Origin of the sequence: Lyngbya sp. CCAP 1446/10 (assembly GCF_026130175.1) — a bacterium.
GTDB lineage: Bacteria > Cyanobacteriota > Cyanobacteriia > Cyanobacteriales > Microcoleaceae > Microcoleus.
In genome coordinates, this window is the sequence record NZ_JAIGNI010000093.1 from 1 (window position 1) to 15,206 (window position 15,206).

Annotated in this window: 19 protein-coding genes; 7 read left to right on the forward strand and 12 right to left on the reverse strand. The window is 43.9% G+C overall.

Annotated elements, in window-relative coordinates; translation table 11 throughout:
• Nucleotides 1–202: 202 nt before the first annotated feature.
• The 9 genes from K4039_RS25275 to K4039_RS25315 form a co-directional block, all read right to left on the reverse strand.
• The gene (locus tag K4039_RS25275; RefSeq protein WP_265239266.1) at nucleotides 203–1,285 is read right to left on the reverse strand and encodes a glycosyltransferase family 1 protein; all 1,083 of its coding nucleotides are present in this window, start codon (nucleotides 1,283–1,285) and stop codon (nucleotides 203–205) included.
• 98 nt (nucleotides 1,286–1,383) lie between these two features.
• The gene (locus K4039_RS25280) at nucleotides 1,384–2,454 is read right to left on the reverse strand and encodes a glycosyltransferase family 1 protein (protein ID WP_265239267.1); all 1,071 of its coding nucleotides are present in this window, start codon (nucleotides 2,452–2,454) and stop codon (nucleotides 1,384–1,386) included.
• A gap of 371 nt (nucleotides 2,455–2,825) precedes the next feature.
• A complete protein-coding gene (locus tag K4039_RS25285; protein ID WP_265239268.1) occupies nucleotides 2,826–4,955 on the reverse strand; it encodes a glycosyltransferase in 2,130 nt (709 codons plus the stop codon).
• A 156-nt stretch (nucleotides 4,956–5,111) separates the two neighbouring features.
• Nucleotides 5,112–5,642: a hypothetical protein gene (locus tag K4039_RS25290; RefSeq protein WP_265239269.1), complete on the reverse strand. Its 531-nt coding sequence runs from the start codon at nucleotides 5,640–5,642 to the stop codon at nucleotides 5,112–5,114.
• Between the two features lie 108 nt (nucleotides 5,643–5,750).
• On the reverse strand, nucleotides 5,751–6,821 hold the full coding sequence (locus K4039_RS25295) for a glucose-1-phosphate thymidylyltransferase (protein WP_106333748.1): 1,071 nt from the start codon (nucleotides 6,819–6,821) through the stop codon (nucleotides 5,751–5,753).
• Between the two features lie 282 nt (nucleotides 6,822–7,103).
• A complete protein-coding gene (locus K4039_RS25300; protein WP_265239270.1) occupies nucleotides 7,104–7,814 on the reverse strand; it encodes a M15 family metallopeptidase in 711 nt (236 codons plus the stop codon).
• A 62-nt stretch (nucleotides 7,815–7,876) separates the two neighbouring features.
• Entirely contained in the window at nucleotides 7,877–8,083 is a 207-nt protein-coding gene (locus tag K4039_RS25305; protein WP_265239271.1) for a DUF433 domain-containing protein, read from the reverse strand.
• Between the two features lie 144 nt (nucleotides 8,084–8,227).
• Complete coding sequence (locus K4039_RS25310) at nucleotides 8,228–8,890, reverse strand: class I SAM-dependent methyltransferase (RefSeq protein ID WP_265239272.1); 663 nt, start codon at nucleotides 8,888–8,890, stop codon at nucleotides 8,228–8,230.
• On the reverse strand, nucleotides 8,857–9,201 hold the full coding sequence (locus K4039_RS25315) for a hypothetical protein (RefSeq protein ID WP_265239273.1): 345 nt from the start codon (nucleotides 9,199–9,201) through the stop codon (nucleotides 8,857–8,859). Before K4039_RS25315 ends, K4039_RS25310 begins: the two co-directional genes overlap by 34 nt.
• A 43-nt stretch (nucleotides 9,202–9,244) precedes the next feature.
• On the opposite strand from K4039_RS25315, the gene K4039_RS25320 reads away from it, so the two are divergent.
• Nucleotides 9,245–9,715: a MarR family winged helix-turn-helix transcriptional regulator gene (locus K4039_RS25320; protein WP_265239274.1), complete on the forward strand. Its 471-nt coding sequence runs from the start codon at nucleotides 9,245–9,247 to the stop codon at nucleotides 9,713–9,715.
• 163 nt (nucleotides 9,716–9,878) lie between these two features.
• Entirely contained in the window at nucleotides 9,879–11,561 is a 1,683-nt protein-coding gene (locus K4039_RS25325; protein ID WP_265239275.1) for an HlyD family secretion protein, read from the forward strand.
• A 51-nt stretch (nucleotides 11,562–11,612) separates the two neighbouring features.
• On the opposite strand, the gene K4039_RS25330 is transcribed toward K4039_RS25325, so the two are convergent.
• On the reverse strand, nucleotides 11,613–11,792 hold the full coding sequence (locus K4039_RS25330; protein ID WP_265239276.1) for a type II toxin-antitoxin system HicB family antitoxin: 180 nt from the start codon (nucleotides 11,790–11,792) through the stop codon (nucleotides 11,613–11,615).
• A 209-nt stretch (nucleotides 11,793–12,001) separates the two neighbouring features.
• Here K4039_RS25330 and K4039_RS30025 point away from each other — a divergent pair, with 209 nt between their 5' ends.
• The 5 genes from K4039_RS30025 (at nucleotide 12,002) to K4039_RS25350 (ending at nucleotide 14,057) form a co-directional block, all read left to right on the forward strand.
• Nucleotides 12,002–12,268, forward strand: coding sequence for a hypothetical protein (locus tag K4039_RS30025; RefSeq protein ID WP_375339833.1), 267 nt, complete (start codon nucleotides 12,002–12,004; stop codon nucleotides 12,266–12,268).
• On the forward strand, nucleotides 12,216–12,485 hold the full coding sequence (locus K4039_RS25335) for a hypothetical protein (RefSeq protein WP_265239277.1): 270 nt from the start codon (nucleotides 12,216–12,218) through the stop codon (nucleotides 12,483–12,485). The genes K4039_RS30025 and K4039_RS25335 overlap by 53 nt, the downstream gene beginning before the upstream one ends.
• A gap of 155 nt (nucleotides 12,486–12,640) precedes the next feature.
• Complete coding sequence (locus K4039_RS25340) at nucleotides 12,641–13,273, forward strand: Panacea domain-containing protein (protein ID WP_265239278.1); 633 nt, start codon at nucleotides 12,641–12,643, stop codon at nucleotides 13,271–13,273.
• 150 nt (nucleotides 13,274–13,423) lie between these two features.
• Nucleotides 13,424–13,768 (forward strand): type II toxin-antitoxin system RelE/ParE family toxin, encoded by a 345-nt coding sequence (locus K4039_RS25345; RefSeq protein ID WP_265239279.1) that lies wholly within the window; start codon nucleotides 13,424–13,426, stop codon nucleotides 13,766–13,768.
• Entirely contained in the window at nucleotides 13,740–14,057 is a 318-nt protein-coding gene (locus tag K4039_RS25350; RefSeq protein WP_265239280.1) for a DNA-binding protein, read from the forward strand. The genes K4039_RS25345 and K4039_RS25350 overlap by 29 nt, the downstream gene beginning before the upstream one ends.
• Before the next feature lie 137 nt (nucleotides 14,058–14,194).
• Here K4039_RS25350 and K4039_RS25355 read toward each other — a convergent pair whose 3' ends face one another.
• Both K4039_RS25355 and K4039_RS25360 read right to left on the reverse strand, forming a co-directional pair.
• The gene (locus tag K4039_RS25355) at nucleotides 14,195–14,419 is read right to left on the reverse strand and encodes a DUF4926 domain-containing protein (RefSeq protein WP_265239281.1); all 225 of its coding nucleotides are present in this window, start codon (nucleotides 14,417–14,419) and stop codon (nucleotides 14,195–14,197) included.
• A gap of 52 nt (nucleotides 14,420–14,471) precedes the next feature.
• A partial coding sequence (locus K4039_RS25360; RefSeq protein WP_265239282.1) for a hypothetical protein occupies nucleotides 14,472–15,206 on the reverse strand: 735 nt, incomplete at its 5' end.

Genomic DNA, 15,206 nt, shown 5'->3' on the forward strand with positions numbered 1-15,206 from the left:
TGGGGAGATGGGGAGATGGGAAAAATCTTCCGTCTTCCGTCTTTCTTCTTCCGTCTTCCGTCTTCCTTCTTCCTTCTTCCGTCTTCCTTCTTCCGTTACAAAATCCGCTGCCGAACTTCCCTCTTCCTCCTGTCAACTGACAACTGACAACTGACAACTGACAACTGACAACTGTCAACTGTCAACTGTCAACTGTCAACTGTCAACTGTATCGATCGAGAATAGCAGCAGTTTCCCGGCCCGTTTTTTCCCAGCTAAACTTTTGTGATCTGGCCAAACCGAGTTCCCGCAAGTGCGATCGAGCTTTGGTATCTGTTGCCAGCTCGTGCATAGCAGAGGCTATTTCCTGGACACTGTACGGATTGACTAACAGTGCGCCATCCCCCGCGACTTCTGGCATCGAAGACAGGTTAGATGTGATCACAGGAGTGCCACAGGCCATTGCTTCGAGCACCGGGAGACCGAATCCTTCCCAAAGACTGGGGAATACTAGGGCGATCGCCCGGTTGATGACTTTGGGCAAATCAGCCGCGGGGAGGTAATTTAGGAATTTTACGCGATCGCACAATCCCAATTCTTGAACCTGCGCCTTCAGCAGCGGCGTATAACGTTTATCTTCCGATCCTGTAATCCACAATTCGTACTCGGAATTATTAGGTAAAGCCGCAAACGCTGCGACAACTCGCTGCACGTTTTTATGGGGATTATGGCGGCCCATATACAGAAAATAATTGCTAGTTGGCAAGTCTAGAAACTTAAAAAAACTGGCATCGTAGCCGGGAAAAATTGGCGAAATCAAAGAACTGGGAATATTGCAAAAATTAATGAGATCATTGGCGGTTGATTCGGAATCGCAGATGATATGTTCAGCCTGCCGCAACACTTGGGGAATGTAATACTTATGATAAGGTGTCAGCGGATCGAAGCGTCGGGGAAATCGTAGGGCTATTAAGTCGTGTACTGTAATTATATAGCGACAATTGGAAAATAAAGGAGCTTCGGGAATTGGGGAAAATAAAAGATTAGATTTTAGCTGTTTGTAAATTTTGGGGATTTGGGTTTGTGTCCACAGCAATCGATTGATGTGTCCTCTGCTTCCTTGTTCTGGTGTGAGGTTGGCTGGGATTTCGTAGCAGTTATTATTGGGAAATTTTTGGGCGGTGAGTAAAGTTGGGTTGAGGGTTTTTAGGTGGGGAAATAGGTTTTTAGCGTAGATGGCTAATCCGGTTGGTTCGGAAATTAGGAAGGAAAGATTAATTAGCAGATTAGATTGGGAATTTGGCATGGGATAATATGAGGATTGCGGTTTTTGGCTGGGATTTTTTTTGATTAACCGCAGAGGGCGCAGAGGGCGCAGAGAGGAGAAAGTAAGAGAGGGAAGATTTAAAGATATTGTTGTAAGATGTTGGCGGTTGCTGTTCCGGTTTTGTACCAGCTAAATTCGGCCGATCGCGCTAGACTAGCTTTTTTTAAGTGCGATCGCACTTTTGAATCTGTGGCTACCGTTTGCATAGCGTGGGCTATTTCTCCAACGCTGTAAGGATTGACTAATAATGCCGCATCTCCGGCTACTTCTGGCATCGAAGAGAGGTTGGAAGTGATGACTGGTGTACCGCAGGCCATTGCTTCCAAAATCGGCAAGCCAAAGCCTTCCCAGAGTGTGGGAAATACTAGGGCGATCGCCTGATTCATCAGTACGGGCAATTGCGAGTAGGGAACATAACCGAGAAACTTTACAGAAGATTGTAAACCCAATTGTTCAACTTGTGCGATCGACTGCGCTGTGTAAGCATTCGGAGGCCCGGCTAGCCAAAGTTCGTAGTTTTTGCGATCGGCTAAACTCGCAAATGCAGCAATTAACCTTTCCAAGTTTTTGTAAGGATCGTGTCTACCTGTATAGAGAAAATAATTTTTAGCGGGCAAGTCGAGATATCTAAAATTAATATTATCGCAAGCTAGGGGAATTGCGGTCATTTTCTGACGCGGAATTTGGTAAAAATTAGCAACATCTGTCGCCGTTGCTTCAGAATCGCAAATAATGTGTTCTGCTTGCCGTAAAACGTGCGGTATGTAGTAGCGAAAATAAGCAGTCAAGCGGGAGAATTTTTGCGGAAATCGCAAAGGAATCAAATCGTGAACTGTGACGATGTAGCGGCATTTGGAATACAAAGGTGCTTCGGGAATCGGAGAAAATATTAAGCTTGACTGCAATTGGTTATAAATTTTAGGTAAGTCAAATTGAGTCCACAGCAGCCTGTTAATTTGTCCCTTCGGGCCTCGATCTGGTGTGATGTTGTCTGGGATTTGATAACAATTATAATCGTCAATTTGCTGAGATGTAAGTAATCTTGGTTCTAGTTTTTGAAGTTGCGGGAAGAGATTAGCTGCATAAGTCCCGATTCCCGTGGGTTCGGGAGTTAGGAAGGACAAATTGATTAACAGTTGATTGGACACGGTTAGAGTAAAAATAAAGTTTTTATTAATCGATATTTGATATCAAATCTGGTCGATTGTCGGCGATATTTGTAGGGAAATAAACGGTACTAGCCATTGGTGTCCAATCAAGGTCAAAAACCTTTGTATTTCTCGTTCGTAGCCGAGGCCTGATCCCCTAAATCCCCCTTAAGAAGGGGGACTTTGAGCAGACTAGACTCTTGTCCCTCTTTAAGAAGCGGGACTTTGAGCAGACTCTTGTCTCTCTCTAAGAAGCGGGACTTTGATAATACTCTTGTCCCCCCCTTCTTAAGGGGGGCTAGGGGGGATCTAGGCTTAATTTGACACCAACAGTCACTGCCACGTCCTTATTCACATCCATATCTGTATGCTTAAGGTCGATCGAGCATTTGAGCAATCTCGCCTGGATTTGGCAGCCGAATTGTAGCATATTCCTGGTGAATAATCTCAAAAAAACTCTTGACTTTGTGTTCAAAAGGTGCGAGTCTAAAGTTCTGACTGCGTTGCTGTGCACCAGCTTGAAGTTCTGCCAGCAAATCGGGATTGACAATTAGTTGATGTGAATAGCGACACAGTTCCTCAACCGTATTGAACAAAAAGCCCGATCGCCCGTGTTCGACAATTTCCGGTTGTCCGCCACCACAAAAGGCGATCGGAGCACAACTGTTTTGCATTGCTTCCACCGTCGCCATCCCAAAATGTTCAAACCTTTGGGGATTGACTTCACCCAAACCGCAACCATGCCAAAATATACTCGCTTTAGCATAAAGCGATTTAACCTCATCCAATTCAGCATTGACTTTAAGTTCGATCGCCCTTGAATCCTGCTTCAACAAATTCTGAACCGTCTTTAAATAAGGATTTTTTGGAACACTACTACCCGCTAAAATCAGCCGCCATCCTTGAAGTTGATCGGGATGATCTGCTAACAAACTGCGGAAAGCTTCGATCAACTCAATTTGCTTTTTTGTTCCCCCAGCTTCAAACTGTCCCACAGCTAAAATTATCTTTTCCTTCGGCACTTTAGCTGTTGCCATTTCTACGGGCGGATAAAGCATAAAAGTTGGCTGCAAATTCCAACGTTTCTCCAGCCACTTGACAGTAAATTTGCTGTTTGCAATAATGAAAGTGTAGTCATCGACAGCAAAGTGACGGTTGCGAAAAGTATTCGGAAAGTGGCAGAAAAATACTGATATTGGCGACAGCGGTTTCACTTTTTCGAGTTGGTTGGCGTTGAGAAAAATATCATAATTTTTGCTTTCTCTGGCAATTTCATCAAAGGGATTTTCCATATCCTCGGCGATGATGCTGGAATCAATACACTGCATTCCGCGTTTCTCGTAAAAAGCCAAGGGAATAATTTTAATTTTGCATCCTGAAAGGTTAAGCCCATACCACGATTCTAAGTCGGAAATAGCAACCAGTTTGTTGGCGATGAAGGTAATGTCAAATTCATTTTGCAGCAGCGAGGCGATGGTAGCGACGTATTTTTGCCCGCCGCCGATAAAATGCAGTCCGTGATCGTAAATTGCGATCGACATTTTGCGATCGCCCCGCACAACCTGCAATCGAGGTAAAATGCGATCGACTTTCATTCTACTGTAAATCACCGCCAACTTTTCCGACAACTGCGGCAGTATAGTAGCGACGATTTCCGGTGGCTGATAATCTAGCAGTTTTTTAATCGCCACAAACAAACTCTCGAACAGCAAATCGTACTGTTTGTTAGTAAAAAAGTCTGAAGTATGAATTGCTTTAACTAATTGCAAAGGTTCGTGTTTCGCCAAATACAAAAACCGATTACGGTTGCAGAAATACTCGGTGAGTTTACTACCTTTACTCGAACCCCGATACTCATGATGGGCGATAGCTGCGGGAGTATAAAGCATTTTCCAGCCGCGTTTTTGGCAGCGTTTGGCAAACTCTACATCTTCAAAATACATCACAAAATCTTCATCAATTGGCCCGACATCTTCCAGACATTCCCTGCGAAAAAGCACCGCCGCCCAACAAAGTCCTTCTACTTCCCTTTCTGTATTATACTGTCCCGCATCTTTCTCCCCAAAACCGACATCTTGCCAATAAAAATTAGGTAATTGCTGAATGCCCGCGCTGTTAATTCGCCCGTCTTTAAACAGTAATTTGCCGCTAGTTGCACCGACTTTGTTGTCAGTTTCGAGCCGTTTAACTAATATTTCCAGCCAGTGACTGTCAAGGGTGGCATCGTTATTTAGAAAGCCGATATATTGCCCTTTTGCTTCGCTGATGCCGAGGTTGAGGGCTTTAGCGAAATTGTTGGCGGTATTCACAAATATACGAACTTTTGGGAACAGTTCGTGTAAAGCATTAACCGAATCGTCTTGAGAGCAATTATCAATTACAATTAAATCAAGTTGTGATTCTGGATACGCAAGTTTTTGTAGAGATTTTAAGCAATCTTTGGTGTGGCGCAGACCGTTATAGTTGACTATAATTAACGAGCATATTGGCAGTGTGTTCATTCAATTGACAGTTGACAGTTGACAGTTGACAGTTGATAGATGAGGGCGACCTCTATCTGGAAGGAAGAGGATGGGAGTAATGAACAGTCTGATTTTAATTTCTAGCCTTTAAGGGTTCCGGCTTTAAACCAATTCTTTCTGGTCATTTTTGATGTTTTAGTGCGTCCGATCGCCCAATTGAGCGGTAATCTCTTCTAAAATAGCAGTATGTTGCTGCTGGACTGCTTTGATTTGCTCTATTTCTGACTGAAAAGTTGCGATCGCCCTTTGTTGAGTCTCAAGCTGCGCTGTCACTTCGGGAGATCCGCCACTTAATTCCGATGTAAGTTTTCTCTCTAGAGTTTGTTGATTTTCTTGCAATTTTTGCAACTGTATGCTCAAGGTTTGCACAACACGGGTATTAGCAAAGTTGTAAATTACTTGTCTGTCTAGTATCGGCTTGAGCAATTTTCGGACGATTTTTCTAACGGCAATTACTACGGAACCTAGCCGCCTTTGGTAAGATGTAATTGGAATGTTATAAATGTCAAAGCCCGCTTTGAGAAGGGCAATGTCTTCGTCATCTTCATTTTGGGCTGCACTATTTACTCTTTCCGACAGCAGCGAATCAGCAATACCAATTCGCGGCTCCAAAGTTTGGCGCAATTTATCTATAATTTGTTGAGTTGGTATTTCTTCGTACTGCAATCTTTCGCCTCCTTTAAATATAATGTGCGCAGAGGCGCACCATCTCGTAGACGTAGCAACGCGCACCATCTGGTAAATCACCCCTACGAGAATAGTGCAAATCTCAACTTAAACTAACTCAATTTGACTGTCATCACCAATCATAAACCGCAGAGCTTTCGGACGCGGCGGCGCATTCGTGATTTGAGCCCGCTGCCCGATCACGCTGTCAACAATTCGCTGGTGAATGCCAACTATTTTCGCCCCTTGCAATATTACACTATGTTCGATATCCGCATCAATCATCGTCACGCGATCGGCAATACTGCTGTAAGGCCCAATAAAGGAATTTTCAATGCGGCAATTTTCCCCAATTACCACTGGCCCGCGAACTTTAGAATTAATAATTTCCGTTCCTTCGCCTACTTGCACTCGCCCGATAATTTGGCTTGTAGCGTCTACTTTTAATTCAGTTGAAGCTACGATACTATCTAAAATGATTTGGTTGGCACTCAGCAAATCATCTTTTTTCCCCGTATCCAACCACCAACCCTCTAAATTGCAGGCTTCTACGTGTTTTTTCTGATTGATCAACTGTTGAATGGCATCAGTAATTTCCAGTTCACCGCGGGGCGAAGGTTGAATTTGATCGATCGCCTCGTGGATACTAGGAGCAAAAAAGTAAATCCCCACCAGTGCTAAATTCGATGGCGGAACTTTTGGTTTTTCTACTAACTGTAATACTCGCCCATTTTCATCAACTTTGGCAACACCAAAAGCCGAGGGATTTGGCACTGGGCGAAGCAAGATTAGAGCGTCTAGTTTTTGCTTGTTAAAAATCTCTAAAAACGGATCTAACTGATTTTGAATTAAGTTATCTCCTAAATACATGATAAACGGAGAATCGCCCAAAAATGGTCTAGCAATTTTCACCGCATGAGCAAGTCCCGCCGGCTCATTTTGCAAAATATAAGTAATTTTTGCACCGAAGCGAGATCCATCTCCAGTTTTTACCTTCACCTCTTCGCCAGTTTCAGGACTAATAATAATCCCAATATCCGTAATCCCAGCCGCCACAATTCCTTCAATTCCGTACCACAGTATCGGCTTATTTGCCACAGGAACCAACTGCTTAGCACCCGTATAGGTTAGGGGACGCAAGCGTGTTCCTTTGCCGCCAGAGAGGATGAGTGCTTTCATTGGGTGAAATCTAAGTTATCCTTTAGGGTTTGCAGTGCTGGCTTGATTTGCTGCACTTGTTCGCTCTAGTTAATTTTAAAGCACCGTTACCCCGCTGGCAATAGCCTCGAAGAAGGAAGAATTGACAGTTGACAGTTGACAGTTGACAGTTGACAGTTGACAGAAGTAATAAAAGTAGGGTTTTCAGGAATCAAGAAGGTTCTCAGTATCTTAGCGGTTGCAATCCAAATGATTTATGTCGATCGAACCTTCAGTCATCTAAAATCTAACATCTAAAATGGTTTAATAGCGACCGTATCGGGCCACAAATTGATTACCACTATTGTTTTGATTTGTCAACCAAGCCCACATCTGATCGCCCAGAGAAAAGTGCCACCACTCGTTAGGATGCTGCTGAAAACCAGCAGCTATCATCGCATTTTTTAAGATTTGCCGACGACGGTGATATTCCTGTTTTTGAGGCTCCTTGCTATTACCAAAATAATCAGGATAAGAACGTTCCGATATTTCATCAATCGGAGAACCCATATCAATTTGCCGATTATTTTCATCCACTAAAGTTACATCTAAAGCTGCACCGGTACTGTGAGGAGGAGGCGTAGTGCGATCGAGGCTCGGTACGGCCCAAAATTGATATACGTGTTCTATAATTACTTGCCGTTTGTCTTCAGAAACCGGAAATTCGCAGCCTTGAGCTACGGCAATTTGATTAAAAGTATAATCTACCATAAATTGTTGGACTTCCACCGGCCGGTAAGCATCAAATATCAGAATTTTCCAATTTTTATAATTATGCTGTAGTTGGCTTTTAGCTACTACTAAACTATCTACAACTCCTTGGCGTAAATAGTAAGGCGAATCTGCTTTGCTGTTGTGATACGGAGCACCCAACTTTTGATAAGGGTGCGGCGTTTCAAAGGCAAAATGTTCTGGTGGAATTGGCACTAAAGGCTCGCCGCATTCATCGATCGCGATTTGCTGATATGGTTTCATATCAAGGTGTTACCGTACTTGATTATTACTAAAAAATAGGTTCGTAGTCAGGACTTTAGTCCTCAAACTTTGATGAAGACTAAAGTCATCACTACAAACACTATAGCAGCTAGAATATCTTCATGTTCTAAATCGTCATAGTCATCTATAATTTCTTTAGCATTCATACCTGAACTAAGTAATTCAATAATCAACTCTACTGGATATCGGAGAAAGCGAATACAGGGTTTTCCGTGACCGATATTTGGATCGAGTGTGATGCGTTGCAAAAGTTGGTTTTCCATATTTTAGAAGCAACTGCTAAATATATTCTAACTTAAAAAAGCGGAGCTTTCGATCGGTTTATAGTAAGGACTTTAGTCTTTATAAAAATCAGCGGACTAAAGTCCTCACTACAAACCTTAAAAAAAATCTTAACTTTGGCGATAAGCAACTACCGCATAAAACGGATCGCCGCTTCCTATTCGCAGCATTTGCATAAAACTCGGCAAGTTAGCCTTGCGAACAATTACTTCCGGCTTGCTAAATCCGGGTATATTCGTTCCTTTGACAGAATCAAAGTAACCCTTGACTAATTGTACCCGATCGCCCTCCGAACCTTCCCGCCAAGCCGCAATGGCTTTTTGATAAAACATCCGGTTGGAAAAGCTCATAATTGCTACGCCTCCGGGCTTCAAAATCCGGTGAATCTCGGCAAAAATCGCATCCGGGTGTTGCAAATACTGTACCGAAACACAGTTGACAACAGCGTCAAACTCTGCATCCGGCAGCGGCAATTTAGGATTTGCGTTCAAATTCTGTACAAAATAATGATTCAGTCTGCGATTCTTTGCCAACTCCTCTTGATTCATCCCGTGTCCTTCGACATGGGCAAATTGCATCTCGTCGGGGAAGTGAGAAACCCAACTGCTCATCATATCAAAAATCCGAGTATTCGGTTTCAGCCGTTCCCGATACAAATCGGTTAGTTGCTGAATAAATCCCTCGTCTACGTGCGTCACAAACCGGGGATCGGAGTAAAACAGTGTGTCGTCGGTGTCGTCTAACTTGGTGCGCTTAGAGGCTGGAAGCAACATAAATTCAGATCTGAAACTAGATTTACCCTTTCTAGTTTAAGAACAATTAAGAATTGTAAACACACTTCCCAAGGCGGACATCCGGCATTTGGGTGGTTGAGAGTGCGATCGATCGTAGTATTGACAGCTACACATCCCTCAATAACCTGTTTGATCACAGGCAAGATGCCTGTGCCACTGCCAAATTCAGGTATTGTGGAATGTTTGATCACAGGCAAGATGCCTGTGCCACTGCCAAATTTAGGTATTGTGGAACGGGCCGGAGAGCCCGCAGAGCCAAAACCCTGGTCATACCCCTTGACATCTCCCAAAAAACATCTTACACTGATAATACGAACGCGAAGTAATAAACCTATGGTTACTACATCCACTGTCGATCGCACAAATCTAGCCCAGTGGCACGACGTTCTCGCCCCCCACAGCCTGGGCTACCGGATCAAACTGCTGGCACAGCTAGGTAGTCGCAGGCTACAAGAAGGACTCGAACCTTTTGGGCTGACACCTTTTCACTGGCTGGTACTGTGTTGCTTGTGGCAAGAAGACGGTTTGCCAACTTCTAGCATTGGCGACAAACTGCAACAGGTAGGCGGTACACTGACAGGCGTACTCGATCGCATGGAAGAAAGAGGCCTAGTCCGCCGGGAGAGAGACACGCGCGATCGCCGGATTTGGCGCATTTGGCTGACCGACTCCGGTACCCAAATGCAAGAGGTATTGCCCCCGTTGGTAGCTGTAATCCGCGATCGAGCTGTCGAAGGCATTCCAGAAGCCGATCGAGAACTTTTTTCTAAATTGATCGATCAGGCGATTCTCAATCTGTCCTAAACCGACAAATCGCTCTTTCGAGTGAAGCGCAGCAGCATCTACCACCCCTACACTACAAATAACCGAAAAATACTACGCACCCTTAAAACAAGCAGTCTTACTAAATAAAAACTACGTACCCTAAACAAACGACATCTTACTAAAGAATCAGGAGTCAAATACCATGAAAGACACAAACGAAATCAACCAAGCAGAATTCAACGGCAACGGCAACGGCAAAGCAGTAGCTGTATTAGAAAAGCCGATCGACGACACCATAGCAAAAAGCCTACCAGTAATCCCCGCCCCAGAAACAGAAGTCAGCGATCCCGCCGAGCTCAAAACCGGCCCCGAAACAGAAATCCAAGCACCCCTGGCACCGTCGGAAAAACCGAAGAAAAAAGCCCCAAAAGTGTTGATTTTAGCAGCGTTGGGCATTGGGGCGATCGCAGCAGGCAACTTCGGATACCACTACTGGCAATACGCCTCCATCCACCAAGAAACCGAAAACGCTACAGTTGCCGGACACATCCACCAAGTCAGCAGCCGCATCAACGGTACTGTCGGCGAAGTCTTAGTACAAGACAACCAACAAGTAAAACCCGGCCAACTGCTGATCAAACTTGACCCCCGCGACTACCAAGTTAAAGTCCAACAAGCCCAAGCAGCCTTAGAAAACGCCCGCCGCCAAGCTGAAGCAGCCGAAGCGAATATTTCCCTAGCCTCTCAAACCAGCCAAGGGAAAACAGCCCAAGCCCAAGGAGATATCGGCAGCGCCAACGCAGCCATTTCCACAGCCCAAGCAGCAATTAGAGAAGCTCAACAAGGCGTACCCGCGGCCCAAGCCGCAGTCGCAGAAGCTGAAGCTGGCGTGCCCGCAGCGCAAGCCAAAGTCGCCCAAGCTGAAGCCGGAATTCCCCAAGCTGAAGCCAAAGTGACGGAAGCGAAAGCAGGTATTGCCGCAGCGCAAGCTGAGTTAGTGCAAGCGCAAGCTAATCTAGTGAAAACGCAAGCTGATTATAGACGCTACGAAAGTTTGCAGCAAGAAGGTGCGATCGCCCGCCAGCAATTAGACGCATCGAAAGCCGCCTACCAAGTAGCCGTTGGCCAAACCACCGCAGCCCAACAAGGAATTGCTCAAGCTAGAGCGCGCTTAGCCCAAGCTAAAGAAGGCGTAACCGCAGCCCAAGCAGGAGTAGCCCAAGCTCAAGAAGGGGTAAAACAAGCTGAATCCCAAGTAGCGCGCGCCCAAGTTGGCATCGCCACCGCGCAAGCTAAAGTCGCTGTAGCGCAGGAAGGTATCACCACCGCGGCTGCTAAGCTTGCTACGTCGAAGGGCGGATTGCAACAGGCTGAAGCTACGGGTGAGCAAACTAAGGTCAGTCGATCGCAGTATGATGCTGCTAAGGCTGCGATCGGGCAATCGGAAGCCTCGGTTAAAGACGCTCAACTGCAACTTTCCTACACGAATATCACTGCACCCGCCGCTGGACAAATCGGGCGCAAATCCGTTGAAGTGGGGCAGCGGGTGCAGCCGGGAACTCCGTTAATGGCGATCGTAAGTAACGATTTGTGGGTAATTGCTAACTTCAAAGAAACGCAATTGGCAAACATGAAACCAGGCCAAAAAGTAGAAATCAAATTAGATGCTTTTGGTAGCCGTAAATTTGAAGGCCGTCTCGATAGTTTCTCCCCAGCTTCTGGCGCTCAATTCTCCTTATTGCCTCCCGACAATGCAACGGGAAACTTTACTAAAGTCGTGCAGCGGATTCCGGTGAAAGTTGTGTTTGATGCCGAAAGTATTAAAGGTTATGAATCGCGGATTGCACCGGGGATGTCTGCTACCGTAAACGTTGAATTGAAATAAAGCCATGCCAGGGCGGGTTCACCAACAAGCATCTGCCAATAATTGACAATCTCAAAAACCCACCCTGGCCGGGGTATTATACTCTTCTATATAAAGTCTTGTCGCTTCTTTGAGATTGGCGATCGCTTCTTCAATGGTTTCGCCCTGATCGACTGTGCCGACTTCTGGACATTCGGCAATGTACATATCTTCTTCTTTGTAAATGATGGCTGTGAAGCTTTGAGTGCTCATAGGTTTTTTGCTTCCATCATCAGAGGTTGCTTGCTTTCTATTACCTAGTTTATCTCGGATGAATCATTTTTACAAGTATAGGGTTGAAATGGGCGATCGCGTGATTTAATAATACTTGTATGCTTAACAATTAATTGATGAGTGGAATTAATCGGCAAATTACCCTTGACAGCAGGCACATTGCTAAACATTTGCCAGACACGCCACAAATGAGAAGACTGCTTAATAAAGGACGTGCTGCTCATATTTTTAACAATGAGGCTACGATGAATCAGGTAGCTCAAGCCATAATGGAAGAGGGAGAATTTACAGATACAATTCGGGCCTACGAGCGTTATAGTATGTTCTTCCTTGAATCAATTGGTTATAGAGTTGACCCAGACGGTAGCTGTCTTTTACTTTATTACGGAGAGATAAAAGTTGATGCAGAAAACCGATACCACGTTACTCCCCGCACCCGACCCAGTGAAGAATAACTGGGAGTTTACAGAAGTATGGCTCGATCCAAATCTTTCACCTCCTTATCTGCTTTTGTTACTAAGTGACGCTGAGGGGAATTGTCGAATATACGATCCGGCTGAGCGTTATAAAGTTGTGTTTTCTAGTAAGAGTTATGATGAGGCACAGTATTGGCTTTTAGAGGATGAGTATGAACCCGTACAAGGGCGGCTGAGAGTGTCGGAGTTAGTTTGAGTAGTTGATGTTGAAAGGGCGATCGCGGGCCGTCAGGTATCACGATTTCCCTCTCATGCCTATAATTTAGATGAAGTCTTAAACATTCATTCTGTCATTATTTCCCACTGTTTGCTATAATTATTTAAGTCAGTCACCGCTAAGAAATGCTAGCTATGACCAAAACTGCTTCAATAAAAACTGAATATCAAGTAACTGTAAATTATCCAGTCTGGCAAAGAGTTGAGAAAATTGCTGGACAATTCAATTTGTCTGTTTCTGAACTATTAGAACATATCGCTAAGGGTGAACTAAAAGTTGTTGCAGTTCCCAGTAATTCAGAAACACTGAAATATCGCGATATTGCAAATTATTTCATTTGGTTAGCCTCGCAATCCGATGTAGAAATCAACGCCTACAAGCTACAAAAACTAATGTACTACGCTCAAGCTTGGCATTTAGCAATTTATGGCACGCCACTTTTTAATGCGGATTTTCAAGCGTGGGTTCACGGCCCGGTCATTCCTGGCTTACTAGAGAAGTATCAAAGCCAATTTAGCTGGGAACCAATTGCAGATAAAATCGAACAACCGAAACTTTCTGAAGAAATAGGGCAATTTCTGGAAGAGGTTGCAGAGGCATATTTTGAGTATGATGATGAAACTTTGGAACGAATGACTTGCAGTGAAATGCCTTGGCTAGAAGCGAGAGGAAATTTACCCAGAGAGGAATCTTGTCATACCATTATTTCTCAAGAATCGATGAAAAAATATTATTCGGCTAGTGTCAAAGAAGAAACCTCAGTCTAAAATTGTCCCTTAAGCACTCATTTTCTAAATAATAAACGATGAGGCTACTATGAATCAGGTAGCTCAAGTTATGCTAGGATACTCTTGCGAAAAGTAGTGACATGACACGCGATCGCTCCCATTAAAATCCTGATTGCCTATGTTAAAATTATGGAAGCTCAACCACGAGAATTACAAAACTACCTCAAAGCCGACGGGACAAGTCCCTTTGAAGGATGGCTTGATTCCCTTCAAGATACTAAAACTGTATCTAAAATCAAGAAGCGACTGAGGCGAGTTGAGCTTGGCAATCTGGGAGATTATCGCTCAGTAGGAGCGGGAGTTTATGAACTTAAAATGGATTATGGCCCAGGCTATCGGGTTTATTTTGGACAAGTCGGGTTAACAGTTGTTTTGCTGCTATGTGGAGGTGATAAAAGCACTCAAGAACGAGATATTAGCCAAGCTAAAAAATACTGGATAGATTATGAAAGAACTCAAAGTGCCAACAACTAGAAGCTACCATGAATACTTGATTTCTTCTTTAAAAACCCCCGAAAGTGCTGCTGGCTATATCGAGGCCATGTTGGAATTGGAGTCACAAGGCCCCGAACCTGAATTGCTGCGAGCAGGACTTAAAGATGTGGTGGATGCTTATTTACAGATGAATGAGTTATCGGCGGGAGCTAAATTTATATATGAGAAATTAGATCGGATGTTGTCTGAGAGTGGGGGGGAGGAAATTTATGCTTTGATAACTCTACTAAATGAACTGGGGTTACAGTTAGCTGTTACAGTAAAATAGGTTAATTAATAAAGGAGTTAGGAGCGATCGCGCTTGGAAATGAGGTGAAAAAAGGAAGGGCGATCGCGCTTTTTTAGAAAATGGGAGACGAAGGGCGATCGCATTTCCAGAAAAACCGCTTTCCGGTTAAATAATTTTTAAGCTAGCATTCGAGCATGAGCAATTTCTCTGTCACCTATGAGTCTGACTTGTGAATGAAAAAGTGAGATAATAGCTAGTGTTTTTCTCGTCAATGTAACAAATTCTACTTCATATCCTACGCCACCTTGATGCACTAAAACCACAGTGCCAATATCGCCTTGGCTTAAGTTTTGTTCTGGGATATCAGTTGTTAAAACAACGCTGTCAAGTTCTTCAATCATTTTCTTTTTTAATCAGGTGGATAGGCACTTACTAGCCTGGGAGTATTGTTACTTAATTCTTTTTATTTTTTAGCCGATCAAGCCAACTAATATAAGAGGGTTTATAACCTGAATTTGCCGCACTTTCAGCGTCTTTTATTGCTTGATTAATGAGGCTACTATCATCTTTAATAATCTCAGACAAGTGATATAAGGCTTTTGACCTATCATAGCGAGCTTCAGCCCTATATATAATGTCTTGATGTTGGGAAGCTTTTTCTAGTAACTTGATTGCACGTCGCATTTGTGTGACCTGTTCCTCACCGGATAAAAATCGATTAGCGTAACGCCATAATGTAGAACCTTGGTGAAGGATTGCAACATCGGTGTACTGTCTATCATTACGCTTCTCTAACTCATCAAAGAGCCTTACCGCCTCTGGATAATTACGGTTTTGACGTGCATTCTCTGCTTTTGTCCGTAAGTCTAAGGGAGTTAATTTTGCCAGGTCAACTTCCGGCTCTTCTTTTGTTTCTGTCAAGGGAATGACAGCCTCATCAGTCTGAGCATCGGTTGGCGGTTCTGCAAGAGATGAAACTTGCTCCACTGGAATCCAGCATTGGATAACCTCTTGGTTGACAATTACTTCTCGAACAGGCTCTACCTCTGCGGCAAAGCGATAATATAGCAATCCTAAATCATTATCTACACTTATTATGATATAATTATATGCAATAATTGATTGTGACAATAAAAAAATGAATAACTTACAAATGCCACAGAAAGATATGGAAAAAGAAAGAGCGGC